This is a genomic window from Cryobacterium sp. TMS1-20-1 (assembly GCF_004402355.1).
Taxonomy (GTDB): domain Bacteria; phylum Actinomycetota; class Actinomycetes; order Actinomycetales; family Microbacteriaceae; genus Cryobacterium; species Cryobacterium levicorallinum.
Window position 1 is genome coordinate 186,112 of record NZ_SOGF01000018.1, and the last position, 25,071, is coordinate 211,182.

Annotated in this window: 22 protein-coding genes; 11 read left to right on the forward strand and 11 right to left on the reverse strand. The window is 66.4% G+C overall.

Translation table 11 applies throughout. The features are described 5' to 3' along the window. Positions 1-91: 91 nt before the first annotated feature. The 4 genes from E3O45_RS03380 (at position 92) to E3O45_RS03395 (ending at position 3,882) form a co-directional block, all read left to right on the forward strand. Positions 92-925, forward strand: coding sequence for an arginase family protein (locus E3O45_RS03380; protein WP_134441713.1), 834 nt, complete (start codon positions 92-94; stop codon positions 923-925). A 195-nt stretch (positions 926-1,120) separates the two neighbouring features. Further along, entirely contained in the window at positions 1,121-1,909 is a 789-nt protein-coding gene (locus E3O45_RS03385) for a crotonase/enoyl-CoA hydratase family protein (protein WP_134441715.1), read from the forward strand. Positions 1,910-2,055: 146 nt separating this feature from the next. Continuing rightward, positions 2,056-3,519 carry an NAD(P)/FAD-dependent oxidoreductase gene (locus tag E3O45_RS03390; RefSeq protein ID WP_134441716.1) on the forward strand — a complete coding sequence of 488 codons (1,464 nt, stop codon included), beginning with the start codon at positions 2,056-2,058 and terminating at the stop codon, positions 3,517-3,519. Between the two features lie 3 nt (positions 3,520-3,522). After that, positions 3,523-3,882 carry a Fe-S oxidoreductase gene (locus E3O45_RS03395; RefSeq protein WP_134441718.1) on the forward strand — a complete coding sequence of 120 codons (360 nt, stop codon included), beginning with the start codon at positions 3,523-3,525 and terminating at the stop codon, positions 3,880-3,882. Between the two features lie 109 nt (positions 3,883-3,991). On the opposite strand, the gene E3O45_RS03400 is transcribed toward E3O45_RS03395, so the two are convergent. Continuing rightward, positions 3,992-5,482 carry a catalase gene (locus E3O45_RS03400; protein ID WP_134441719.1) on the reverse strand — a complete coding sequence of 497 codons (1,491 nt, stop codon included), beginning with the start codon at positions 5,480-5,482 and terminating at the stop codon, positions 3,992-3,994. A gap of 46 nt (positions 5,483-5,528) precedes the next feature. Further along, complete coding sequence (locus E3O45_RS03405; RefSeq protein WP_134441721.1) at positions 5,529-6,011, reverse strand: Fur family transcriptional regulator; 483 nt, start codon at positions 6,009-6,011, stop codon at positions 5,529-5,531. A 95-nt stretch (positions 6,012-6,106) separates the two neighbouring features. Here E3O45_RS03405 and E3O45_RS03410 point away from each other — a divergent pair, with 95 nt between their 5' ends. Next, entirely contained in the window at positions 6,107-8,164 is a 2,058-nt protein-coding gene (locus E3O45_RS03410) for an MMPL family transporter (protein ID WP_134441723.1), read from the forward strand. A 63-nt stretch (positions 8,165-8,227) separates the two neighbouring features. On the opposite strand, the gene E3O45_RS03415 is transcribed toward E3O45_RS03410, so the two are convergent. Next, the gene (locus tag E3O45_RS03415) at positions 8,228-9,658 is read right to left on the reverse strand and encodes an amidase (RefSeq protein WP_134441725.1); all 1,431 of its coding nucleotides are present in this window, start codon (positions 9,656-9,658) and stop codon (positions 8,228-8,230) included. Between the two features lie 77 nt (positions 9,659-9,735). Between E3O45_RS03415 and E3O45_RS03420 the strand changes: the two genes are divergently transcribed. After that, positions 9,736-10,560 (forward strand): SDR family oxidoreductase, encoded by an 825-nt coding sequence (locus E3O45_RS03420; RefSeq protein ID WP_134441727.1) that lies wholly within the window; start codon positions 9,736-9,738, stop codon positions 10,558-10,560. 85 nt (positions 10,561-10,645) lie between these two features. On the opposite strand, the gene E3O45_RS03425 is transcribed toward E3O45_RS03420, so the two are convergent. From E3O45_RS03425 to E3O45_RS03455, 7 genes are all read right to left on the reverse strand, one after another. Beyond that, the gene (locus E3O45_RS03425) at positions 10,646-11,224 is read right to left on the reverse strand and encodes a GNAT family N-acetyltransferase (RefSeq protein WP_170851577.1); all 579 of its coding nucleotides are present in this window, start codon (positions 11,222-11,224) and stop codon (positions 10,646-10,648) included. After that, positions 11,217-11,939 carry a uracil-DNA glycosylase gene (locus E3O45_RS03430; protein ID WP_134441729.1) on the reverse strand — a complete coding sequence of 241 codons (723 nt, stop codon included), beginning with the start codon at positions 11,937-11,939 and terminating at the stop codon, positions 11,217-11,219. Before E3O45_RS03430 ends, E3O45_RS03425 begins: the two co-directional genes overlap by 8 nt. Positions 11,940-12,062: 123 nt before the next feature. Beyond that, entirely contained in the window at positions 12,063-12,770 is a 708-nt protein-coding gene (locus E3O45_RS03435; RefSeq protein ID WP_134441730.1) for a Type 1 glutamine amidotransferase-like domain-containing protein, read from the reverse strand. 183 nt (positions 12,771-12,953) lie between these two features. Next, positions 12,954-14,093 (reverse strand): bifunctional 2-methylcitrate synthase/citrate synthase, encoded by a 1,140-nt coding sequence (locus tag E3O45_RS03440; RefSeq protein ID WP_134441732.1) that lies wholly within the window; start codon positions 14,091-14,093, stop codon positions 12,954-12,956. Between the two features lie 10 nt (positions 14,094-14,103). Beyond that, positions 14,104-15,021, reverse strand: coding sequence for a methylisocitrate lyase (gene prpB, locus E3O45_RS03445; protein WP_134441734.1), 918 nt, complete (start codon positions 15,019-15,021; stop codon positions 14,104-14,106). Then, complete coding sequence (locus E3O45_RS03450; protein WP_241985199.1) at positions 15,021-16,556, reverse strand: MmgE/PrpD family protein; 1,536 nt, start codon at positions 16,554-16,556, stop codon at positions 15,021-15,023. The genes prpB and E3O45_RS03450 overlap by 1 nt, the downstream gene beginning before the upstream one ends. Positions 16,557-16,587: 31 nt before the next feature. Beyond that, positions 16,588-17,268 carry a GntR family transcriptional regulator gene (locus E3O45_RS03455; RefSeq protein ID WP_134441737.1) on the reverse strand — a complete coding sequence of 227 codons (681 nt, stop codon included), beginning with the start codon at positions 17,266-17,268 and terminating at the stop codon, positions 16,588-16,590. Between the two features lie 106 nt (positions 17,269-17,374). Here E3O45_RS03455 and E3O45_RS03460 point away from each other — a divergent pair, with 106 nt between their 5' ends. From E3O45_RS03460 to E3O45_RS03470, 3 genes are all read left to right on the forward strand, one after another. Further along, positions 17,375-19,303 (forward strand): AMP-binding protein, encoded by a 1,929-nt coding sequence (locus tag E3O45_RS03460; protein WP_134441739.1) that lies wholly within the window; start codon positions 17,375-17,377, stop codon positions 19,301-19,303. A 90-nt stretch (positions 19,304-19,393) separates the two neighbouring features. Beyond that, positions 19,394-19,741, forward strand: a complete 348-nt coding sequence (locus E3O45_RS03465) for a DUF485 domain-containing protein (protein WP_092451296.1) — start codon at positions 19,394-19,396, stop codon at positions 19,739-19,741. Then, complete coding sequence (locus E3O45_RS03470; RefSeq protein ID WP_134441741.1) at positions 19,738-21,360, forward strand: cation acetate symporter; 1,623 nt, start codon at positions 19,738-19,740, stop codon at positions 21,358-21,360. Before E3O45_RS03465 ends, E3O45_RS03470 begins: the two co-directional genes overlap by 4 nt. Before the next feature lie 342 nt (positions 21,361-21,702). Here the strand turns inward: E3O45_RS03470 and E3O45_RS03475 are convergent, their stop codons facing one another. Then, positions 21,703-22,482, reverse strand: coding sequence for an SDR family NAD(P)-dependent oxidoreductase (locus E3O45_RS03475; protein WP_174843045.1), 780 nt, complete (start codon positions 22,480-22,482; stop codon positions 21,703-21,705). Positions 22,483-22,511: 29 nt separating this feature from the next. Between E3O45_RS03475 and E3O45_RS03480 the strand changes: the two genes are divergently transcribed. Further along, positions 22,512-23,612: an acyltransferase family protein gene (locus tag E3O45_RS03480; protein ID WP_241985200.1), complete on the forward strand. Its 1,101-nt coding sequence runs from the start codon at positions 22,512-22,514 to the stop codon at positions 23,610-23,612. Positions 23,613-23,725: 113 nt separating this feature from the next. Next, a complete protein-coding gene (locus E3O45_RS03485) occupies positions 23,726-25,057 on the forward strand; it encodes a bifunctional o-acetylhomoserine/o-acetylserine sulfhydrylase (RefSeq protein ID WP_134441745.1) in 1,332 nt (443 codons plus the stop codon). Positions 25,058-25,071: the final 14 nt, after the last annotated feature.

The following is a 25,071-nucleotide window of genomic DNA, read 5'->3' on the forward strand; positions in this document are numbered from 1 at the left end:
TCCACTCAGGACGTGGCCGGCGAGCCCGGCGAGAAATTCGCTCTCGGCGAAGCGGATGTTGTTGGCCCCGGCCGCTGCGCCATACTGAGGTATGGCTCCCACCTTCGTTGTAGTACCGCAGTGGCAGGGTTCGATTTCTCCGCGCGCAATGCGCCTGGTCGACGGGGCGGCGGCCATTCAAGGCGACCTGCCCTTTTCGGCCACGCGTCTGGTCGACGTGCCGGTCGAGGCCGGTGACGCGCTCGATACCGGGGTGCACCGGTTCTCCGCGATCCAGCAGGTGCGGGAACGCCACACCGCTGTTTTGAAGGACACGGCCGATTGGGCGCTCTCCATCGGCGGCGACTGCGGCATTGCCCTCACCGCTGTCGAGCACGCGGCGCGTACGCATCCGGACGACCTGGCCGTCGTCTGGTTCGACGCCCACCCCGACCTGCACACGCCAGAGACCTCACCGTCCGGCGGATTCTGCGGCATGGTGCTGCGCGCGATCAGCGGCGAAGGGCCAGCCGAGCTGGAACTCGCCGCCACGAGCAGCGTGTCACTCGACCGCGTCGTGCTGGCCGGAATCCGCGATGTCGACGATGCCGAAGACGTTCTCCTGCAGGAGCGCGGCCTGGTGAGCGTGTCCTGCTCCGAGTTGACCGACCCGGCTGCCCTGATCGCGGCCGTCGCTGCCATCGGCGCCAAGCACGTTTTCGTGCACATCGACCTGGATGTGCTCGATCCGTCAGCTCTTGGCGGCCTGAATGACCTGATTCCGTTCGGGTTGAGCGTGGCCGAACTCGGTAAAGCGATCACCGCCCTGCGCGCTGAGTTCACCCTCGCCGGAGCGACGATCACCGGGTTCGCGCCGGCCTCCCCCGAGGCGGCGACCGATGATCTGCCGAGCATCCTGCGCATCATCGGGGCACTCACCCGCTAGGCACTGATCTCGCAGGTGACCGGACTGAGCGAGTGGGAATGCGCATAACTCCTGCAATTTCTGGCTGGCCAGGGACACACCGGCGTCATTCCGGGCAACTTTGCGGGACCGCCAACGAATTGCAGGAGTTATGGACTCGGGGCGATAGGCCCGGCGAGCACCGCACGAATTCACACACCGACCAATGGAGGCCCCATGAACGATCAGCCCCGCATCCTCACCGAGCGCCGCGGCCACATTCTTCTGATCGGGTTCAATCGGCCCGAGAAGCGCAATGCCGCCGACTTTGCCCTGCTGCGGCAGCTCGCCCTCGCCTACGGTAAGCTCGACCGCGACCCCGAGCTGCGCGTCGGCCTGGTCTACGCCGTCGGCGAGCACTTCACGGCCGGGCTCGACCTCGCCGACATCGGTCCCCGGCTGGGCCCCGCCGGGCTCGAGATGGTGCCGGAGGGCGGCATCAACCCGTGGCAAGTGGATGGCGAATCCCTCAGTAAACCGGTCGTCATCGCCGTGCAGGGAACCTGTCTCACCCTCGGAATCGAGCTCATGCTCGCGAGCGACATTGTGGTTGCCGCCGAATCGACCAAGTTCGGGCAGATCGAGGTAGCCCGCGGCATTTTGCCGTTCGGCGGCGCGACCATTCGGTTTCCGCGTGCGGCCGGCTGGGGCAATGCCATGCGCTGGCTGCTCACCGGTGAGCTGTTCGATACCGCCGAAGCGCATCGTTTGGGCCTCGTTCAGGAAGTCGTGCCCGACGGCACCCAGTTCGACCGGGCGCTCGAGCTCGCCGAGAAGATCGCCGCCCAGGCACCCCTCGCGATCCAGGCCACCCTCGCCAATGCGCGCCTGGCGCAGCGGGAGGGGGCGGCATCCGCTGAACAAGAGCTGCAGCCGGCCCTCGCCCGCCTGGTGCAAACCGAGGACTCCCGCATCGGCATGCAGAGCTTCATGACCCGGACCCCCGCCGTCTTCGTGGGCCGTTAGCCACGCGCGCACCCTCCTCTTCCGCGACCGGGCCCGGAACGCAGGCCCAGCCTATTAATCGGGCCCGGGTTCACAGAGTGGGCCCCGGACGGGCACCTCGGGATAGGCTGCTCTGAACGGTCGGGCCACAAAGTCAAGGAGATTCAATGTCAAGTCAGAACTACGACGTCATTGTGATCGGCGGCGGCGCTGTCGGCGAGAATGTGGCCGACCGCACCGCGCAGGGCGGCCTGCGCACGGTCGTCGTCGAAAGCGACCTGGTCGGTGGCGAATGCTCCTACTGGGCCTGTATGCCGTCCAAGGCTCTACTGCGCAGCGGCGCAGCTCTCGCTGCGGCCAGGCGCGTGCCGGGCGCCGCCGAAGCCGTCACCGGAACCGTCGACGCGCGCGCCGCCCTCAAGCAACGCGACGCCATCGCGAGCCACTGGAAGGACGACGGCCAGGCAAAGTGGCTCGAGTCGGCCGGAATCGACCTGGTACGCGGCCACGCCCGCCTCACCGGCACGAAAGAGGTCACCGTGACGTCCGCCGACGGCACCGTGACCGTGCTCACCGCCACGCACGCCGTCGTCGTGAGCACCGGTTCGGCCGCCCTCCTGCCCGACATTCCGGGCCTGACAAACATCGAACCGTGGACCAGCCGCGACGCGACCAGCGCCCAGGAGATTCCGGCCAGCCTGGCCGTGATCGGCGGCGGCGTCGTCGCAGCCGAGATGGCCGCCGCCTACGCCTCACTCGGCTCGACAGTGACCGTCATCGCGCGCAGCCCACTGCTCGGCGGTCAGGAACCCTTCGCCGGTGAGCTCGTCACCGCCGCCCTGCGGCGCAACGGCGTCACCGTCCTCGTCGGCCCGTCTACCACCGAAGCCCACCGCGACGCAGACGGCACCGTCACGCTCACCCTCGACGACGACAGCACCGTCACGGCCGAGAAAGTGCTCGTGGCCATCGGCCGAACCCCGCGCACCCAGGATCTGGGCCTTGAAACCGTCGGGCTCGACGAAGGCGACTGGCTCGCCGTCGACGACACCCTGCTCGTGCAGGGCGACTCCCCCGCGCTCGCCGGTAACTGGCTCTACGCCACCGGCGACGTCAACCATCGCGCGCTCCTCACCCACCAGGGCAAATACCAAGCCCGCGCAGCCGGCGACGCGATCGTGACCCGCGCGGCCGGCAGACCGATCGACACGGCGCCCTGGGGCGTGCACGTCGCGACCGCCGACCACGCCGCCGTGCCCCAGGTCACCTTCACCGACCCGGAGGTGGCCTCGGTCGGGTTGACCGCAGCATCCGCTGTGAAGGCGGGATATCGCATCCGTATTCTGGATTACGACCTGGCCAACCTGGGCGGTGCCTCGGTGCTCGCCGTCGGCTACGTCGGCAAGGCGCGCGCGATCGTCGACCTCGACCGCGAGGTTCTGCTCGGCGTCTCCTTCGTCGGGCAGGATGTTGCTGAGCTGTTGCATTCGGCCACGGTCGCCATTGTCGGCGAAGTGCCGATCAACCGGCTGTGGCATGCCGTGCCGAGCTACCCGACGCTGAGCGAGGTCTGGCTGCGGCTGCTCGAGGCCTACGGACGCCCCGGGTACACCGACGAAGAATCACGATAGCGGATGCGGCGACTCCTCTTTGATTCACCGGTGAGTCGCGCCGGCTACCTCTACGCGACCGCGTTCGGGCTGGTCTGGGGCTCAATCTGGAGCACCGGCCGGGTCGAGAAACGCGCCGGACTGTATGTGTTTCGCGGCATGCCGCCGTGGACGTTCGGACGCGGCGGATCCTGCGTCGGCGGCTGCTATCTCACCAATCAGAACGTCACCGCGGCCGTGCTCGAGCATGAGGCCGTGCACAAACGCCAATGGCAGCGCTTCGGCATGGTCTTTCCGCTGCTATACGCGCTCGGCGGGCGCAATCCGCTGCACAACCGCTTCGAGATCGAGGCCGGCCTGAAAAAGGGCGGCTACATCCGCTAGTTCAGCCAACGTGGCTCGTGACACCGCCGCCCATTCCGGTGCGCGGCTGCAGCACACACAAAACCGCCCGGGCTGGGAACAGGCCGGGCGGTTTTGTCGTGCAGAAGCGCTACTGCGCGGCGACGTACTCAGCGTCGATGGCGGCAGCCGCGGCGAACACAGCGAGGTTCGCACGCAGCTTGGCGCCGAGGTCGGCGTCAACGCTGGTCCAGTACCAAATGGCACGCTCGGTGACCTCGGGGCGGGTCACGCCGCTGATGGCACCGGTGATGGTGTCAAGGAAGCGCGCCTTGGCGGCGTCGTCGTAGACCTCGCGGTACAGCGTTCCGGCCTGGCCGAAGTCGCTGTCCTCGCTGCGCAGGGTCGCGGCGGCACGCAGCAGCGTTCCGTCGCCTTCCCAGGCGCCCTCGCCGGCCGCGGCCGGGTCGGCGACGGGGCCACCAAGGGAGTTGGGTGCGTAGTTCGGCTCGCTCGGTGCGTTGTAGTAGTGGCGCTGTGCGCCATCCTGCGAGTAGTTGTTGACCGGGCTCTTCGCCGCATTGATCGGCAGCTGGGTGTAGTTGGTGCCGACGCGGTAGCGCTGCGCGTCGGGGTAGGAGAAGATGCGCGCCATGAGCATCTTGTCGGGGCTTGCGGCAATTCCGGGAACGAAGTTGGCGGGCGAGAACGCGGCCTGCTCGATCTCGGCGAAGAAATTCTCCGGGTTGCGGTTGAGGGTGTGGGTACCGACCGGAATGAGCGGGAAGTCGGCGTGCGGCCAGACCTTGGTCACGTCGAACGGGTTGAATCGGTAGGTGTTGCCCTGCTCGTACGGCATGACCTGCACGGAGACGTTCCAGGACGGGAAGTTGCCGGCGGCAATGGCGTCGGACAGGTCGCGACGGTAGTAGTCAGCATCCGCTCCGGCGATGAGCTCAGCTTCTGAGCCTTCCATCTCGACGTTGCCCTGGTTGGATTCGAAGTGGTACTTCACCCAGAAGCGCTCGCCGGCGGCGTTGATCCACTGGTAGGTGTGCGAGCCGAAGCCGGGCATTTCACGCCAGGAGCGCGGCAGGCCGCGGTCTCCCATGAGGTAGGTCACCTGGTGGGCCGACTCCGGGGAGAGGGTCCAGAAGTCCCACTGCATGGTCGCGTCGCGCAGGCCGGTGCCCGGCAGGCGCTTCTGCGAGTGGATGAAGTCGGGGAACTTGATGCCGTCGCGGATGAAGAACACCGGGGTGTTGTTGCCGACGATGTCGTAATTGCCCTCGGTCGTGTAGAACTTGACCGAGAAGCCGCGCACGTCGCGCCAGGTGTCTGGGCTGCCCTGCTCGCCGGCCACGCTGGAGAAGCGCTGCAGGGTGGGGGTGACGGTGCCGGGCTGAAACACGGCCGCGCGGGTGTACTTCGAGACGTCGCCGGTCACGACGAACTCGCCGTGCGCTCCGCCGCCCTTGGCGTGCACGATGCGCTCCGGAATGCGCTCGCGGTTGAACTGGGCGAGCTTCTCGACCAGGTAGCGGTCGTGCAGCGCGGTGACGCCGTCGGCGCCGACGGTGAGGGAGTGCGCGTCGCTGGCGACGGGCGTTCCCGTCTGGTCGGTAGTGGGCTTGATAGTCATGGTGCTCCTTGGTGTGGATCAGCAACGCGAGGTTGGCGGAAGAAAGTTAGGGGTGTGCGGTGTCGAGCTGGCACTGGGCGCACAGGCCCCAGTAAATAACCTCGGCGGCGCGCACGTCGAAACCGAGCGCATCCGCCGGCGTGAGGCAGGGTGCGTGACCGACGGCACAATCCACGTCGTGCACCACAGTGCAGCGGGTGCAGACGATGTGGTGGTGGTTGTCGCCGACCCGGCGCTCGAACAGGGCGGGCGAACCGGCCGGTTCGATCTTGCGCACGAGTCCGGCAGTGCCGAGCGAGGCGAGCACCCCGTAGACCGCCTGCAGCGAGGTGCCGGGCAGGTCGGTGTGCACCGCTGTGAACAGGGCGTCGGCGTTGGAGTGCGGCATATCGGTGAGGGCGCGCAGCACCGCCAGACGCGGCGCCGTAACTTTGAGACCAGCCGAACGGATGCTGTCGGCCAGCAACCCGGCGTCGGCTGCGGCCAGGCGCAGGCCCGCGGTCTCTTCGCTCGGTTCGGTCGTCGTCATGCTCTGACCCTAACATTTGTTTTGAGTAATTCAAAACAAATTTGGGCACTGGTATAGCTAGCTAGGATAGCGATTATCGAGGTTCTGGAGGAACTGTGCTCGCGATCACGCGCTTCATCACCGGCAAACGCACCGCCTGGGCGGTCTTGCTCGGAACACTCGTGGCGGTCGGTCTGCTGTTTGCGCTGCTCCCGGCCAATGAGTCCGAGGATTTTCCGGCGGCGGGGCTGCCGGAGACCAGCCAGGCGGCCCAGGTCACCGAGCTGCTCGCCGAGTTTCCCTCGGCCGACCAGACCGCGGCGATCGTGGTCTGGAGCCGCGACGGCGCCGCGCTCACGGCGGCCGACCAAACCGCGATCACCGCCGCAGCCGAGCGGCTCGGCGCCGCGTCTATCGCCCCGCGCGCGGCCACACCGCAGTTCAGCGACGACGGTCAGGCGGCGCTGAGCGTGGTGCCGCTGGAAGCGGCGAGCGCGACGGCCGACATTGCGAAGACGGCCACCGATATCCGTTCAACGGCGTCGACCGCGCTGCCGAGCGGGCTGACCGCCTATGTCACCGGGCCGGTCGGCTTTCAGTCCGACATCACCAACGCTTTCGCCGGAGCCGACTTTCGCCTGCTGCTGGTGACCGTGATCGTCGTCGCGGTGCTTCTGATCGTGACCTATCGCAGCCCGGTGCTCTGGATCGTGCCGCTCGTCGTGGTCGGGCTCGCCGACGGCCTGGCCGGCAAGGTCGCCGGCGCGCTGGCCGAACCGCTCGGTTTCGCCCTCGACGCCTCGATCTCGGGCATCCTCTCGGTGCTCGTGTTCGGCGCCGGCACCAACTATGCCCTGCTGCTCGTGGCCCGCTATCGCGAAGAATTGCTGCACACCGAAAATCGCAACGTCGCCATGCGCACCGCCGTGACGAGCGCCGGCCCGGCCATCGCGGCCAGCGGTGGCACCGTTGCGCTGAGCCTGGCAACCCTGGTTTTCGCCGAACTGGCCGGCAACCGGGCGCTCGGCATCGCCTGCGCCATCGGTGTACTCATCGCCATTCTGTTCGCCCTGCTCGTGCTGCCGGCCGCCCTCGTGGTCTGCGGGCGCGGCCTGTTCTGGCCGTTCATTCCGCGCGTGGAGGCCCAGGCCACTGCCCCGCGCATCGGCTTCTGGACCAGGCTCGGTCGCGGAGTGGCCAGGCATCCGGTGATCATCACGGTCGTGTCCGTTCTGGCGATCGGTTCGCTCGCGTTCGGGCTGAACGGAGCCGCCGTCGGGTTATCCCAAGCCGACCAGCTGCTCGGCAACCCGGAGTCGGTTGTTGCCCAGGACATTGTGGACGAGTCTTTTTCGGCGGGGCTGACCAGCCAGACGGTCGTGCTGACGCCGGATGCGGCATCCGCTGACACCGTGGCAGTGGCCCTGCAGACTCCAGGGGTCTCCGCGGCTGTCGCCGGTGAGAACGCTGGCGGCCTGACCCGCATCGATGTCACCCTCGACAGCGAACCCGGCAGCGACCTGACTTTTGCGACCCTCAGCCAACTGCGCAGCGATTTAGCGGATGCTTCGGGCGCGGTCTCGCAGGCGCGGGTCGGTGGCAGCGATGCCACGGCCCTCGACACGAAAATCAGCGCCGAACGGGACCAGGCCCTGATCCTGCCGCTGATTCTGGGCATCGTCTTTCTCATTTTGGCGCTGCTGCTGCGCTCCCTCGTGGCGCCGGTGTTGCTCATCGCCACCGTGCTCGGCACCTTCTTCGCCAGCCTGGGAGCTTCGAACCTGATCTTTCAGAACCTGCTCGGCTTCGCCGCGTTCGACACCAGCGTCGTGCTGTTTTCCTTTCTGTTCCTGGTCGCTCTCGGCGTGGACTACAACATCTTCCTGACCACGCGAGCGCGGGAAGAGGCCCGGCGCTACGGCACCCGAGAAGGCATGGTGCGGGCGCTCTCGTCGACCGGCGCGGTGATCACCAGCGCCGGGATTCTGATCGCGGCGGTGTTCGCCGTGCTCGGCGTCCTGCCGGTCGTGGCACTCACCCAGATCGGCGTGATCGTCTGCATCGGAGTGCTGCTCGACACCCTTGTCGTGCGCACCGTACTCGTGCCGGCCCTGGTCTTTCTGGTGGACGACCGGTTCTGGTGGCCGTCGAAGCCGGTCGCGTCACGCCAGTAGAATTCCGGCGCGACTCTGGTTGACTCCGGGTTCACGCCCGGTGAGGCCAACGCCCGGTCAGGCCTACGCAGGGTCGGGCGGCACGCGATCCTGCCAGCGGATGCGCCGCTCCAGCTGCGCGCCGAGCGCCAGCAGCGTCGCTTCGCCGCCGGGTCGCCCGATGAGCTGCACGCCCATCGGCAGGCCGTCGTCGGTCTGGTGCACCGGCAGCACGATGGCCGGCAGCCCGCTCACGTTGATCATCGAGGTGAACGGCGTGTACTGCACCTGCTGGGCGAAGTTCGCCTCGCCGTCGTGCGCGTCGTACCAGCCGACCGGCCGCGGCGTCAGCGCCATCGCCGGGGTCAGCACGGCATCGAATTTCGACAGCTGGCGAATGAACGAACGCTCGAACGCGGACAGTGCGGCCAGCGCCTCGGCGAGTTCCCGGGCACCGAGGGCACGACCTCGGGCGAGCAGCCACTGGGTCAGCGGTTCAAGCAGGGCGACGTCTGCGTCGGTTTCGGCAGGGATGGTCGCCGCGCCCGCTTGCCAAATTGTGCGAAACGCCGGCACATAGCTCGCGTCGGGCACGAGTGCCGTCTCCTCGAGGCCGTGCTGCAGCGCGGCGAAACCGGCCACGGCGAGATCGAGCGCGGCCTGAGCTTCGGGCGCAATCGAAATGGAGTAATCGTTGTCCCAGGCTGAAGTGGTCATGACGCCGAGCTGAAACCGCCCATCGCCGCGCACCGCCGCGGCCAGCAGCGGAGCTTCGTCTCCCGGAGCCCGCAAGGCATAGTGGTGGTCGGGGTGACCATCTCGCGGCGCGATCATGGCATCGAGCAGCAGGGCGGCATCCGCTACCGTGCGGGCGATCGGGCCGCCGACGGCGAGGCCACCGAGCTTGTCGACTCCGGAAGCGGACGGCACCCGTCCGCGGCTCGGTTTGAGGCCGACCAGCCCGCAGGCGGCCGCTGGGATGCGGATGGACCCGCCGCCATCGGAGCCCGGCGCGAACGGCAGCAGGCGGGCGGCGACCGCGACGGCGGCGCCACCGCTGGATCCGCCGGCGCCGAGCGCAAGGTTCCACGGCGTGCGAGCCGGCGGTGCGGCGAGGCTTTCGGTGTAGGAGGCGAGGCCGAACTCCGGCGTGTTCGTCTTGCCGAGGCTGACTCCCCCGGCGTCGTCAAGGGCCTGCACGAGCTCATCCGACTCGTCGGGCACATAGTCGGCGAAGAGGCGCGAGCCGAACCTGGCTGGCACCCCCGCACGCAGGTACAGGTCCTTGTCGGCAAACGGGAGGCCCCAGAGCGGCGCGGTGCGCGGCATCCGCTCTTCAACGTAACGGGCCCTGGCCCTGGCCGCGTCTGCCGTCACCGTGACAAAGGCACCGAGTGCCGAATTGTACTTCTCGATGCGGGCGAGGTAATGCTCGGCGAGCTCGCCCGGGCTGATTTCGCGGCTCTGCAGGGCCTGCCATTGCTCAAGGGCGGTCAGTTCGTGTGGATCAGCCATGACCCGAGCCTAGTTCGGCGACGGTCGCCAATCAGGCAGCACTGGCCGCGGCGGCACAACGAGGCTAGCCTCAATCCATGGCCAGCGCTTTGTACAACCCCATCGGCACCACCGCGCTCATCACCGGAGCGTCAAGCGGACTCGGCGTCGGGTACGCCCACGCGCTCGCCCAGCGCGGCGCGGATCTGGTACTCGTCGCCCGTCGCCAGGCCCGGCTCGAAGCCCTTGCGGTCGATCTCGCCGAGAAATACGGCACCGTTTCCACCGTGATTCCGCTCGATCTCACCGAAGCGGATGCCGTCCCCGAGCTGGTGCGCGACCTGCGCGAGCGGGCAATCACCATCGGCACCCTCGTGAACAATGCCGGATTCGCCACCTTCGGCACCGTGCTCGACTCGGACGAGGCCCGCGAACGCGAGCAGGTGGCGCTCAACGTGCACGCGCTGACCGCGCTGACCCACGCCTTCCTGCCCGATCTGGTCGAGACCGCCTCGCTGCATCCGCACACTGCGGCGCTGGTGAACCTGGCCAGCACGGCCGCATTCCAGCCGGTGCCGCACATGGCGGTGTACGGCGCGACCAAGGCCTACGTGCTCAGCTACACCGAGGCGGTCAGTTACGAAACGCGGTCGAGCGGCCTCAAGGTCACGGCGATCTGCCCAGGTCCCGCCAACACCGAGTTCTTCGAGGTCGCCAAGACCGGCGGCGGCAAGAAGGGCACACCGCTCACGGTCGACGAGGTCATGCGCGCCTCGTTCTCGGCGCTCGACCGCTCGGTCACGCCCTCGGTCGTGCTCGTCGGCGCCCGCAACGCCCTGCTCGCCCGGGTCGCGAGCATCTCTCCGCGACGTGCAGTACTCAACGCCGTCGGCCGCCTGAACACGCCGCGCGGCACGCACTGAGCCCGGGCACGCCCGCGAGACGCCAACTTCGATCCCGATGCCCCGCGACCTGCCAACGTCGGCCCCATGAGCCGGGCCAACGGGGCTACTTCAGACTCTTCTGCAGCAAAATAGTACCGAGCCAGCGCTCGAACTTGAAACCGACCTTGCCCATGCGGCCGATCTCCTCGAAACCGAAGTCGCGGTGCAGCTTGATCGAGGCATCCGCTCCCTGATCCGCGATCACGGCGATGATCTCCTTCAGGCCGGCCGCCTTCGACCGCTTGATCAGTTCGCCGAGCAGCTCGCGCCCGAGTCCCTTTCCGGTGGACGCGGCGCCGAGGTAGATCGAGTTTTCGACCGTGAACCGGTAGGCCTTCTTCTGTTTCCACGGGGCAACCAGGGCATAGCCCAGAATCTGGCCGGCCGGTGAGACGGCAACGATGAACGGCATGCCCTGCTTGTTCAGGTAGTAGAACTTGTCGCGCCACTCGGGGAGAGTCATGGCATCTTCGTCAAAAGTGACGGTGCTGTTGGCGACGTAATAATTGTAGATTTCGCGAATGTGCGGCAGGTCGGTCGCCCGTACCTCACGCATCGTGTATTCGAACGGCGTCTCGACGGCGGTTTCCGGCCGCAAGTGGCGGGGCAACCGACGACGAGGCTCGTATTCTTCCTCAAGCACCGGGCACTCCCCTTTCTGGTTGATTCCAGATTACCGGAAGCTCCCAGTTCACCGATGCAGCCCCCTGCCCGGTCAACAGCCGGTTGGCGTTGCTGAATGGCTTCGAACCGAAAAAACCACGCCAGGCCGATAGTGGACTCGGGTGCACCGACTCGTGCACGGGCGTGTCGCCGAGCAGCGGCTTGAGCGCGCCGGCATCCTTTCCCCACAAAATCGCCACCAGCGGATGTCCCCGCCCGACCAGTGCGCGAATGGCCTGGTCGGTCACCGCTTCCCAGCCCTGGCTGCGGTGCGAACCGGCCGCTCCCGCACCGACGCTGAGCACCCGGTTCAGCAGCAGCACGCCCTGATCGGTCCAGGCCGAGAGGTCGCCGTGCTCGGGTCGCGGCAGGCCGAGATCGGCTTCATATTCAGTGAAGATATTGCCGAGGCTGCGCGGAAGCGGGCGCACGTCGGCTTTGACGGCGAAGGCCAGGCCGATCGGATGGCCCGGAGTCGGATACGGATCCTGCCCGACGATGAGCACCCGCACGGCGTCGAACGGCTGGCGGAACGCACGCAGCAGGTGCTCCGCAGCGGGCAGCACGGTGCGGCCGACGGCTCGTTCACACGTCAGGAACTCGCCGATCCTGGCCAGGTCATCGGCCACGGGTGCGAGGGCGAGCGCCCAGCCCGGATCGATGTCGCCGCTTGCCGCGAGGGCGTCGAGGTTCACGACCTCATCCGGCCGACCGGGCGCGCACGATCAACCGGGCAGGTACCTGATGGGGTGGCGACCGCCGCGAGCTGACTCCGTACGCGTGTTGCGGCGTCCGTTGTGCAGGCTGTCATGCGCGGGTCAGGCGCCGATGGTGCTCACGAGCACACCGCCGTCGGCCTGGCTGACGTTCCAGACGCTGCCGGCGCCGAGCACGCGAAGTGCGCCCTCGCCGACCACGAGCACGGTGTTCTCGTCGATGGCTAGGCCGCCGTCGATCAGGCCGGCTTCGGTCGCCGCGATCAACCGGGACAGGCTGCCGGACTGGGCGGCGTGCACGTCGACCGTGACGTCGAGCAGTCCGATGCCCTGGGCGAGGGTGATTTCGTCGAGGCCCTCGGAGACGTCTTCGGGCGTCACCTCGACGCCGCCGATGCGCCAGCCGCCGATCAGGGCTCGTTCGGCGGCGATCATGGCACCGGCCGAGAAGCCGAGGTAGGGCACGCCGGCCGACACCTGGCGGCGAATCTCGCCGGCGATGGGAAGCAGCGCGGCCAGGTAATCGGGGGTCACGCCGCCGCCGATGAGAATGCCGTCGACAGCGCCCAGAGCGGTGAGGTCGCCGGTATCGCCGGGCGCGAGCACGGTGCGGCGGGTCTGCACACTGTCGCCGAGCGAGGCAGCCAGTTCCTCGGCGTGGGCGCTGCCCGGGCCGACGGTGATGATCGCCACGATCGGTTCGTCACGGCCAGCCTGTGCGGCGTGAGCCACAACCTCGGACAGGAACGTTCCGAACACCTGGGCATTGTGGGCCGGGTCTCCTCCGCCGCCGACCAGGTGCACGCTCACGCGGTGACCTTCGTTTCGGTCGTGGCTGTGTCGTTGCTCGAAAGAGGCGCGTCAAGTGTCATTCGACAATGCTAACGAAAGACGCAAGCGCCGTGACCATAGGCACAATAAAGCGGATGCCGCGCTGCCGACCGGCAGCGCGGCATCCGCTCGTTGCGTTTTATCCGGCGCGAAGAAGAAGCGTCACGGAACCTGACGCTGGTCGAGCCCGTTGTAGGCCGACAGCGGGCGAATCAGTGCGTTGCTGGTCTTTTGCTCCATGATGTGCGCAGTCCACCCGGTGATGCGCGCCGCAACGAACAGCGGAGTGAAGGTGAGGGTGTCAAACCCCATCAGGTGGTAGGCCGGACCCGACGGGTAGTCGAGGTTGGGCAGGATCGCCTTGCGCGTCGTCATCGCCGTCTCGAGGGCTTCGTAGAGTTCGAGAAGCTCCGGCTTCTCGTAGTGCAGGGCCAGGGTGACGAGCGCCGCCCGCATGGTCGGTACGCGCGAGTCGCCGCTCTTATAGACGCGGTGCCCGAAGCCCATGATCTTGCGCTTCTCGGCGAGCGCCTGCGCGAGCCAGGGCTCGGCCCGGGCGGCCGAGCCGGCGCCGAGGCCGATCTCGGTAAAGGTGTGCATGACGGCTTCGTTCGCGCCGCCGTGCAATGCTCCCTTGAGCGCCCCGACCGCGCCGGTCACGGCCGAATAGAGGTCGGACAGGGTCGAGGTGATCACCCGCGCGGTGAACGTCGATGCGTTGAAGGAGTGCTCGGCGTAGAGAATCATCGACACGTCGAAGGCGTTGACGACGACGAGCTCAGGCACCTCCCCGAAGGCCATGTGCAAAAAGTTCGCCGAGTAGCCGAGGTCGTCGCGCGGCTCGACCAGGTCGAGCCCATGCCGACGCCGCTGGTCGTACGACACGATCGCGGGCAGCTGGGCGAACAGCCGAATCGACTTGGCCAGGTCGGATTCCGGCGACGGGTTCTCGGCTTCCGGATCGCTCGCTCCGATAACGCTCACCGCGGTGCGCACGACATCCATCGGGTGCGCGGTCAACGGCAGCTCGTCGATGATGCGCTTGACGACCGGGTTGAGGTGGCGCAGCGAACGCTCGAGGGCCTCGAAGTCCGCGAGCTGCTGGTCTGTGGGCAGTTCACCGTGCCAGAGCAGGTAGGCGACCTCCTCGAAGCTCTTCTTCGCCGCGAGTTCCTGCACCGGGTAGCCACGGTAGAGCAGCGAGTTGGTCTCCGGGTTGACCTTGGAGACCGCGGTCGTGTCGACGACCACGCCGGTCAGCCCCTTATAGACGTGTGGCGCGAGTGTTTCCGTGTCAGACATTGTGCTCCCCTTATACCTTGGACGAAATGTGCGGGTTCAGCGTGAAATCGAAGATACCCGAATCGAACTGGCTATACGACGCGTAGTCGAGCAATTCGTACAGGTCAGCCCGGTGCTGCATCTCGGGCAGCATCGTCGTGAGCGAGCCGGTCTGCTCGATCGCATCGAGTCCGCGGGCCGCCGACCCCATCGCGAGGCGCAGCAACGACACCGGAAAGATCACCAGGTTCATGCCCACGTTTTCGAGCTGCTGCACGGTGTACAGCTCGCCCTTGCCGAATTCGGTCATGTTCGCCAGGATCGGCACCGAGACGGCCGCCCGGATCGTCTCGAACTCGGCCAGGCTGCCCATCGCCTCGGGGAAGATCGCGTCCGCTCCGGCATCCTGCAGCTGCTTCGCCCGAGTCACCGCGGCATCCAAACCGTCGACGGCACGGATGTCCGTGCGCGCCATCACGAGAAAGTTCGCATCCCGGCGGGCATCGACCGCCGCGCGGATGCGCTTGATCGCGGTGTCCGCATCCACGACCTGCTTGCCGTCCAGGTGACCGCAGCGCTTCGGGTTGATCTGGTCCTCGATGTGCATGCCGGCCAGGCCGGCATCCTCGAGAGTCTGGATGGTGCGCGCCACGTTCATCGGCTCGCCGAAGCCGGTGTCGGCATCGACGATCGCCGGCAGGTCGGTCATGCGGGCGATCTGCTGCGACCGGCCGGCCACCTCGGTGAGGGTGGTCAGGCCAATATCGGGCAGGCCGAGGTCGGCCGAGAGCACGGCACCCGAAATGTAGACGCCCTCGAACCCCTTCTGCTGGATCAGCTTGGCCGACAGCGGGTTGAACGCGCCCGGAAAGCGCAAAATCTTGCCGCTTTTTAGGCCCTGGCGCAGGGCAATCCGCTTGTCGGCGGCGGTCGTTCCGGCGTACAGCATTAGAAGATTCCGATCGGCGCGGTAATGGAGGAGAGCAATCCCGGCTTGGCCACGATGGTCAGGCCCCCGAGGTCGGCAGCACCAAGCTCGGGCAGGCGCTGGGCCAGCGCCAGGAAGCGCTCAATTTCGGACACCTCCATGACCGGCGCGGCCAGGGTGCGGAACTTGTTGATGTACTCCGCGCGGGCAAAGGGGCGAGCGCCGAGCGGATGCGCATCGGCGACGGCAATCTCGTCGACGATGCGGGTTCCATTGGCCAGTTCGATCTCGACGCGACCGCCGAAGGCCTTCTCGGCCGGGTCGAGGGAGTGGTAGCGACGCGTCCACTCCTTATCCTCGGTGGTTGTGACGGTCTGCCACAGGGCGATGGTGTCTGGGCGGCCGGCTCGTTCCGGGCTGTAGGAATCGACGTGGTTCCAGCTGCCGTCCTGCAGAGCGACCGTGAAGATATAGGGAATGGAGTGGTCGAGCGTCTCGCGGCTCGCGGTGGGGTCGTACTTCTGCGGGTCGTTGGCGCCGGAGCCGATCACGTAGTGCGTGTGGTGGCTGGTGTGGATGACAACGCTCGTGATAGCCCCGGCGACGAGCAGTTCGGGGTGTTCGTTGTGCAGCTTGCGAGCGAGGTCGATCCAGGCCTGCGCCTGGTATTCGGCCGAGTGCTCCTTGGTATAGCTGTCCAGAATGGCCCGCTTGATGCTGCCGGCTTTCGGCAGCGACACGTCATAGGAGCCGTCCGGGCCGTCGAGCAGCCAGGCGATGACGCCGTCTTCGCCCTCATAGATGGGAGTCGGGCTGGTCTCGCCGCGCAGCGCACGGTCGACGGCTTCGACAGCCATCTTGCCAGCAAAAGCCGGGGCGTGCGCCTTCCAGCTGGAGATTTCTCCCTTGCGGGATTGACGCGTCGCGGTCGTGGTGTGCAGCGCCTGACCGACGGCCTGAAAGATGGTTTCCTTGTCGAGGCCGAGCAGGGTGCCGATACCGGCGGCGACCGACGGGCCGAGGTGGGCAACGTGGTCGATCTTGTGCGCGTGCAGGCTGATCGATTTCACCAGGTCGATCTGAATCTCGTAGCCGGTGGCGATGCCGCGAATCAGGTCGCTGCCGGTCAGGCCGCGGGAGGCCGCGAGGTGCTGGGCGACCGCCGTGATCGGCGGGATATTGTCGCCGGGGTGCGAGTACTCGGCGGCGAGGAACGTGTCGTGATAGTCGAGTTCACGCACGGCCACACCGTTGGCCCAGGCCGCCCACTCCGGGGAAACCCGGCGGGCGGGGGCGAGGCCGAACACAGTCGCTCCGTCGCCGCCATTGGAACGCGGATGTGCGAGCGCCTGCGAGCGGGCGGCGATCACCGGGCGACGAGTCAGGCTGGCCGCCGCGACGGAGGCGTTGTCGATCACCCGGTTGATGACCATCTCGGTCACCTCTTCGGAGACGAGGGCCGGGTCGGCGGCGACCTCGGCGATTTTCCAGGCCAGCTGGTCCTCGCGGGCCAGATTCTCGTCGCTCTTGTGAACTCGAACGTGGTGAAGCTGCACGGTGGATCCCTTCGTTAGGTGACCAGGGCCGCTAATTGGCGACAGTGGCCGAGCCCTCATCGATCGCCGCGAGGACGCTCTGGAGGCTTTGATGAAGATGAATATGGGTGGCATGGGCCGCCAGCGACGGATCGCCGGCGATGATGGCGTCGAGAATCAGCAGATGCTCGGCCGCCGCGGCATGGAGCCGCAGCGGATTTCTCCGGGCCAACCGACGAATTCGGGCCAGGTGGGTGCGTACGGCGCGCAGGGCGCCGACGAGAAAAGGGTTGCCGACCGCGACATCGATGGCATCTTCGAGTTCATCGATCAGCCCGTAGTATCGGTGCACTCCGACGTCGCCCTGTTCCAGCAGTTGCGGAGCATTGACGAAGCCCTCACGGAGCAGGGCGAACGGGGTGGGATCACGGCGAATCGCCGCCAGACGAATGGCCTGCACCTCGAGCGCCTGGCGCAGTTCGTAAAGTTCGGAAATACTGTCGACCGAGATGTCGGTGACTTCAAAGCCACGGCCTCGGCGACCGACGACGAGTCCATCGGCAATCAATCGGGCCACCGCTTCCCGCAGCGGGGTGCGCGATATGCCAATACGCTCGGCCTGTTCGACTTCGAGCAGGGCAGCCCCTGGTGCAAGGAGTCCGTTCAGGATCTCCCCGCGCAGCTGACGGTACGCTCGCTCACTGGCGCGGAGCGGCACGTCTAACCCCAACATTGCGGTTTCTGTATACACAACTTAGATCATATTCCACAATGCTGGGTTATATGCAATACTTCAACCACTCTTTGTATACAGAGGCACTTCGATGGAGAAGATAGACATGAACGGCGAATCAGGTGCGAGCTACCGGGATGCGTGGCGACGCAGCATTTCGTCGACGGAAGCCTTCTGGCTTGAGGCGGCTGAGGGCATCGACTGGATCACGCAGCCCCGTCTGGCGCTCGCTCCCGACGGCCCGGCGACCGGCACCTGGTTTCCCGGCGGCACTCTCAATACCAGCTACAACGCACTCGACCGCCACGTGCTGGCCGGCCGGGGCGCCCACACCGCGCTGATCTATGACTCCGCCATGACCGGCACCCGGGCCAAGCTCAGCTACCTCGACCTGCTCGGCCGCGTCGCCAGGTTCGCCGGCGTGCTCCGCGCCAACGGCGTTGGCACCGGCGACCGCGTCGTCATCTACCTGCCGATGATTCCCGAAGCCGTTGTCGCCATGCTCGCCTGCGCCCGCATCGGCGCGGTGCACTCGGTCGTGTTCGGTGGTTTCGCCGCAACCGAACTGGCCGTGCGCATTGATGACGCCCGCCCCAGTGTCATCGTCACAGCATCCGGCGGCCTGGAGCCTGGCCGCGCGGTGGAATACCTGCCACTGGTCGACAAGGCCATCGCCCTGAGCCAGGGTTCGGTGCACACCGTGATCGTGCAGGGCCGGGACAGCATCCCCGGCTCAGCTGCTGACTACCAGAACCATTCAGAAGCGGATGTCGTCTGGCTCGACTGGGCAGCCGAAGAGGCCAAAGCCGCGCCGGCCGACCCGGTCGCCCTGCGCTCCGAAGACCCGCTGTACATCCTGTACACGTCCGGTACGACCGGCAAGCCCAAGGGCATCATCCGCGACAACGGCGGCCATGCCGTCGCCCTGAACTGGTCGATGCGCAACATTTACGATGTGGGACCGGGCGACGTCTACTGGGCCGCATCCGACGTCGGCTGGGTGGTCGGACACTCCTACATCGTCTACGCGCCGCTCCTGGCGGGCGCGACCACGGTCCTCTATGAGGGCAAGCCGATCGGCACCCCGGACGCCGGCGCCTTCTGGCGCGTCGTCGACGACTACAAGGTGAAGGTTCTGTTCACCGCGCCGACCGCCATACGGGCCATCCGCCGGGTCGACCCCGACCTGCTCGAACTGAAGAACCACGACGTTTCGAGCCTGACCAGCCTGTTCCTGGCCGGCGAACGACTCGACCCCGAGACCTTCCACTGGGCCAACAATGGGCTGCACTGCCCGGTCGTCGACCACTGGTGGCAGACCGAAACCGGGTGGGCGATCTGCGCCAATCCGCTCGGCATTGAAGAATTGCCGACCAAGCCGGGTTCGGCCACCGTCCCGGTGCCCGGATACGACATTGCCATTCTGGATTCCAAGGGCAAGCCGATCGAGAAAGTCGGCAAGGACGGCAACATCGCCATTCGGCTCCCCCTGCCGCCCGGAACCCTGCTCGGGGTCTGGGGCAGCGAGGAACGGTTTGCGAGTTCTTACCTGACCGCCTTCCCCGGCTACTACGCCACCGGCGACTCCGGACATTTTGATGCCGACGGCTACCTGTTCGTCATGGGCCGCACCGACGACGTGATCAACGTTGCCGGCCACCGGCTCTCCACCGGGTCGCTCGAAGAGGTACTCACTCTGCACCCGGCCGTCGCCGAGTGCGCGGTACTCGGCGTGCACGACGCCCTCAAGGGCCAGCGCGCCGCTGGTTTCGTGACCCTCAAAGTCGGGACTAGTGTCGACCACGACGTTCTGGCCGCCGAACTCGTCGCGCTCGTCCGGGAGCATGTCGGCCCGGTTGCCGCGTTCCGCGACGTCACCATACTCGACCGACTGCCCAAAACGCGGTCGGGCAAGATTCTTCGCAAAACCATTCGACAAATCGTCGACGGTGAAGAATATTCCGTTCCCCCCACTATCGAAGACCCCACCGTTCTCGACGATCTCAAACGAGCACTGACAGCATCCGTTTTGTAGACCACCGGTCGAGACCACGCTCCGCCCCCACCGCGCACCCACACTTTTCCGCAAAACCCGTATTTTTCGTTCCCGAGGCAAGGAGGCCCCATGAGTGAAGCAGTGAAAGACGCCCCACCGAAGTCCATCATCGACTACGAGGCTTTTGAAAAGACCCCCCGTTTTCTCGAGTTGAAGCGCACCCGCAACAGGTTCGTCGTACCGATGGCAATCTTCTTTTTCGTCTGGTACATCGCCTACGTACTCGCTGCCGCGTACCTGCACGAGTTCATGGCGACGCCGGTCTTCGGCCGCATCAATATCGGACTGCTGCTCGGCCTCGGCCAGTTCGTCACGACCTTCGCCATCACCATGACCTACGTGACCTTCGCGAACCGCAAGATCGACCCCCGCACCGAAGAACTTCGCCTTGAGCTCGAGCGGATGGAACAGCGATGAACGCATTGCACCTCCTGGCCACGACGGTCAAACCGGTTGAAAACAACCCGATCCTGAACATCTCCATCTTTCTCGCCTTTGTGGCGGTGACCCTGATCATCGTCATCCGCTCCGGACGCAACAACAAGTCCGCCGCGGACTACTACACCGGTGGCCGCTCGTTCACCGGACCGCAGAATGGTTTCGCCATCGCCGGCGACTACCTGTCAGCGGCGTCGTTCCTCGGCATCGTCGGCGCGATCGCGATCAGTGGCTACGACGGGTTCATGTACTCGATCGGATTCCTCGTCGCCTGGCTCGTGGCCCTGCTGCTCGTTGCGGAGCTCATGCGCAACACCGGCAAGTTCACGATGGCCGACGTGCTCTCCTTCCGGTTGAAGCAGGGTCCCGTGCGCGTGGCCGCAGCAACGACCACCCTGGCCGTGTGCTTCTTCTACCTGCTCGCCCAGATGGCCGGAGCCGGCGGACTCGTCTCGCTACTCCTCGGCATCAACGACAAGCTCGGCCAGTCCATCGTGGTCACCGTCGTCGGCGCGCTGATGATCGTCTACGTACTGGTCGGCGGTATGAAGGGCACCACGTGGGTGCAGATCGTCAAGGCGTTCCTGCTCATCATCGGTGCACTCGCCATGAGCATCTGGGTACTGGCCCTGAACGGGTTCAACCTGTCGGCCCTGCTCGACAGCGCTGTTGCCATCTCGACCTCCGTTCCGGCCGATGCGATCCTGGCTCCGGGCCTGAAGTACGGCACCAACCCGCTCGACTTCATCTCGCTCGCCCTCGCCCTGGTTCTCGGAACTGCCGGCCTGCCGCACGTGCTCATGCGCTTCTACACGGTTCCGACCGCCAAGGAAGCTCGTCGCTCTGTGGTCTGGGCCATCTGGCTCATCGGCGCGTTCTACATCTTCACCCTCGTGCTCGGCTTCGGTGCCGCATCGCTCGTTGGTGCTGACACCGTTCTCGCCGCTCCCGGTGGAGTGAACTCGGCAGCTCCGCTGCTCGCGCTCGCTCTCGGTGGTCCGCTGCTGCTCGGCTTCATCTCGGCCATCGCCTTCGCGACGATCCTGGCCGTTGTGGCCGGAATCACCATCACGGCGGCAACGAGCTTTGCGCACGACATCTACGGCTCCGTCATCAAGAAGGGCAAGGGAAACCCCGACGACGAGGTCAAGGTCGCCCGTCGAACCGTGATCGTGATCGGAATCCTCGCCATTGCCGGTGGTATCGGCGTGCAGGGGCAGAACATCGCCTTCCTCGTGGCACTCGCGTTCGCCGTCGCGGCGAGCGCCAACCTGCCGACCATTCTCTATTCCCTGTTCTGGCGTGGCTTCACTACCCGGGGCGCGGTCTGGAGCATGTACGGCGGGCTGTCGTCAGCCGTGCTCCTGATCATCTTCTCGCCGGTATTCTCGGGCACTGACACCTCCATGTTCGGTGCCGGCGTGGACTTCGCGATCTTCCCGCTGAGCAACCCGGGCATCATCTCGATCCCGCTCGGGTTCTTCCTGGGCTGGCTCGGATCGGTCACCAGCACCGTGAAGGAGAGCCCGAAGCTCGCCGCCGAAATGTCGGTGCGTTCGCTCACCGGGCACGGCGCCGAAAAGGCCGTCGAGCACTAACCCTCTGCAGTACACAAACGGGCCGGCCAGGATTCACATCCTGTCCGGCCCGTTTGCTGTGCCCCGCCTGTCGCAGACAAGCTCGCGTTGGCCGATGGCGATCTCGGCGAGCTCGATCAGCGGATAGAGGCGATCCGCCGACACGCTCACGCCGGTCTTTATGGGAGCGGCGGCGGCGGGTTTTCCGCGGGGTTGCGAGTTTTGAGGGTTTCCGGGGGCCGCCGCACGCTTTTCGCGGGGGGCCCCGGAAACCCTCAAAGTTTGAGCGAGGAGCGGATGACCCGCCGACGCCGCGGGCCGCGCGCAAAGCCGCGGGCCGCGCGGAGTAATGCGGCGAGGTTACTACTCGCGCACCTTCAGCGGACCACGGGCGATGCGGGTCGGGGCCGCCTGGGCGACCGGCTTGATCACGATCAGGTCGAGGTTCACGTGTGCCGGGCGCTCAACGCTCGACACGATGGTCTCCGCGATGTCCTCCGCCGATAGCGGATCTGGCACGTTGTCGTAGGCCGCGAACGCCTTGTCGGCGTCACCGTTGAAACGAACCAGACCGAACTCATCCGTTTTGACCATGCCCGGCGCAATCTCGATCACCCGAATCGGCTCACCGGAGAGCTCGAGGCGCAGCACCTCGGTCATGGCGTGAGCAGCGAACTTGGCCGCGTTGTAGCCGCCGCCGCCGAGATAGGCCACGTGCCCGGCGATCGAGGTGATGGTGACGATGTCGGCCGACCCGGCCCCGGAGTCGATGCCGGAGCGCAGCAGCGGCAGAATCGCCGTGGTGACCCGCTTGACGGCGAGCACGTTGATCTCGAACATCCAGGCCCAGTCCTCGATGCTCCCAGCCTCCACCGTGTCGAGGCCCTTGGCGCCGCCGGCATTGTTGACCAGGGCGTGCACCGGGCCGGTGGCGGCGAGGTAGTCGCGCAGGGCGTCGACATCCGCTTGCAGCGTCAGGTCAGCGGTGAAGACATCCGCTCCCGTGTCCGCTCGCAGCGTAGCGAGGCGGTCGGCCCGCCGCGCGACCCCGACCACATCCCAGCCGCGCAGCCGGAACTGGCGAACGGTCGCCGCTCCGATTCCTGAACTTGCTCCGGTCACAACCACTCTTCGAGTACTCATTTCTCCATTGTGGCGGGAGAATGGATTCAATGAGCGCACTTGGCACCGCCACCACTCGACCGCAGAAGCGTCGCTTACCCCTCTGGGACAACGCGCGCTGGATCGCGGTCACCCTCGTGGTGATCGGCCACGCCATTCTCAAACTCATCGGCGAAGCGGATGCCGCCTATACGCTGTACCTGTTCATCTATGCCTTCCACGTGCCGGTTTTCGTTGCCGTGAGCGGCTATTTTGCCAAGTCGGGGCCGCCCGACGCGCGGCAGATGCAGCGGCTGCTCACCGACATCGTTTTTCCGTACCTCATCTTCGAAACCATCTGGACCGGGCTGCGCTGGATCCTCGGCGGCAAATTTCTGCTGGATTACTCCAGTGCCAGCTGGACCCTCTGGTTTCTGCTCGCCCTGCTGATCTGGCGGATCGCATTGCCCTACCTGGTCTTGCTGCGCTATCCCCTCACCATCAGCATTGTGATCTCCATCGGCGCCGGCTACATCTCGTCGATCGATGGCACCTTCACCCTCGCCCGCACCCTCGGGCTGCTCCCGTTCTTCGTATTCGGCTGGAAACTGCGGCAGTGGCTGCTCACCGACAACTGGCTCGAACTGCGCGCGGGGCTGGTCTGGCGCTGGCGGGCCGGGGCGCTCGGGCTGTTTGGCGGGCTGTACCTGCTGATCGCCCTCAATATCGACACCCTGCGCGAGCTGCAGGTGCGCCGTTTTCTGCTCTACGACGAGTCGTACGCGACGTTTGATTACTCCTCATGGTGGGCCGGCGGCATCCGTTTGGCCGTCATGCTGCTCGCCTTCGCGCTGATCGTGGCGTTTCTGATGCTGATCCCCCGGCGCACGACCTGGTTCAGTGAGCTCGGAGCGGCCACGATGTATATCTATCTGCTGCACACTTTTCTGCTCTACCCGCTGCGCGAAACCGGTGTACTCGACGGGCCCCAACCGGGCTGGGCGCTTCCGGCGATGATCGTGCTGAGCGTGGCCATCTCGATCGTGCTCTCGCTGCCGATCGTGCGGAGGGTAATGCGGCCCCTGGTAGAGCCGAAAGCCCGGTGGCTGTTTCGCCCGGGCGCTGCGACACCGACGGGCACGATTGTGCTGCCGCATCGCGACCGAAAGTAGCCTCCGGCAGAAGATGACGCCGTGTTGCGGCATCCGTTGCAGGGTCCACACCGGCTCCATATGCTCGTGGCCAGAGCGCCGGAAAGTCCGCGCCGAGTGATCCGGAGGCTATCGTGACCGACAATTCTTCATCGTGGAAGTTTGAGACCAAGCAGGTTCACACCGGAGCACACCCGGACCCGACCACCAACGCTCGGGCGACGCCGATCTACCAGACCACCTCGTATGTCTTCAACAGCGCCGAGCACGCCCAGAACCTGTTTGCACTGGCCGAATTCGGCAACATCTACACCCGCATCCAGAACCCCACCCAGGCCGTCGTCGAGGAGCGCGTGGCCGCACTCGAGGGGGGCACCGCGGCGCTGCTGCTGTCCAGCGGACAGTCGGCGTCCACTTTTGCGGTGTTGAACATCGCCCAGGCCGGCGACCACATTGTCTCGTCGAGCTCGATCTATGGCGGCACCTACAACCTGTTCAAGTACACCCTGGCCAAGCTCGGCATCGAAACGACCTTCGTCGAGGACCAGGATGATGCGGCCGAGTGGGCCCGTGCGGTGCGCCCGAACACCAAGCTGTTCTTCGCCGAAACCATCGGCAACCCGCGCATCAACGTACTCGACATCACGCTGGTCGCGGATATCGCCCACGCTGCGGGAATTCCGCTGATCGTCGATAACACGATCGCGACGCCGTACCTGATTCGCCCGTTCGCGCACGGCGCCGACATCATCGTGCACTCGGCCACGAAATTCCTCGGCGGCCACGGCGCCGTCATCGGCGGGGTTCTCGTCGACGGTGGCAAGTTCGAGTGGTCGAAGAACGTGGAGAAGTTCCCCGGACTGACCGAACCCGATCCCTCGTACCACGGCGCGAGCTACACCACCGCGGTCGGTGACGGAATCGCCTACGTCATCAAGGCTCGCGTGCAGCTGCTGCGTGACCTCGGAAGCGCCATCGCCCCGGCGAGCGCCTGGCAGCTCATCCAAGGCATCGAGACGCTCAGCCTGCGCATCGAACGCCACGTGCAGAATGCCCAGGACATCGCCGAGTGGCTCGACAACCACGACGACATCGCCTCGGTGAACTACGCCGGCCTGCCCTCGAGCCCCTGGTACGCCAACGCCAACAAGTACGCCCCGCTCGGCGTCGGAGCGGTGCTCTCCTTCGAACTCAAGGGCGGAGTCGCCGCCGGCCGCGCCCTCGTCGACAATCTGAGCCTGTTCAGCCACCTCGCCAACATCGGCGACGTGCGTTCCCTGGTCATTCACCCGGCCTCGACCACGCACGCCCAGCTCACCCTGGAGCAGCAGCTCACCGCCGGCGTCACCCCGGGCCTGGTACGGCTCTCGGTCGGCATCGAAAACGTGGTCGACCTGAAAGCCGACCTCGAGGCTGGCCTCGCCGCGGCCCGCGCCGTCGTCAAGCGCGACCGCGCCGACGCCTGACCGGGTCGCTGGGC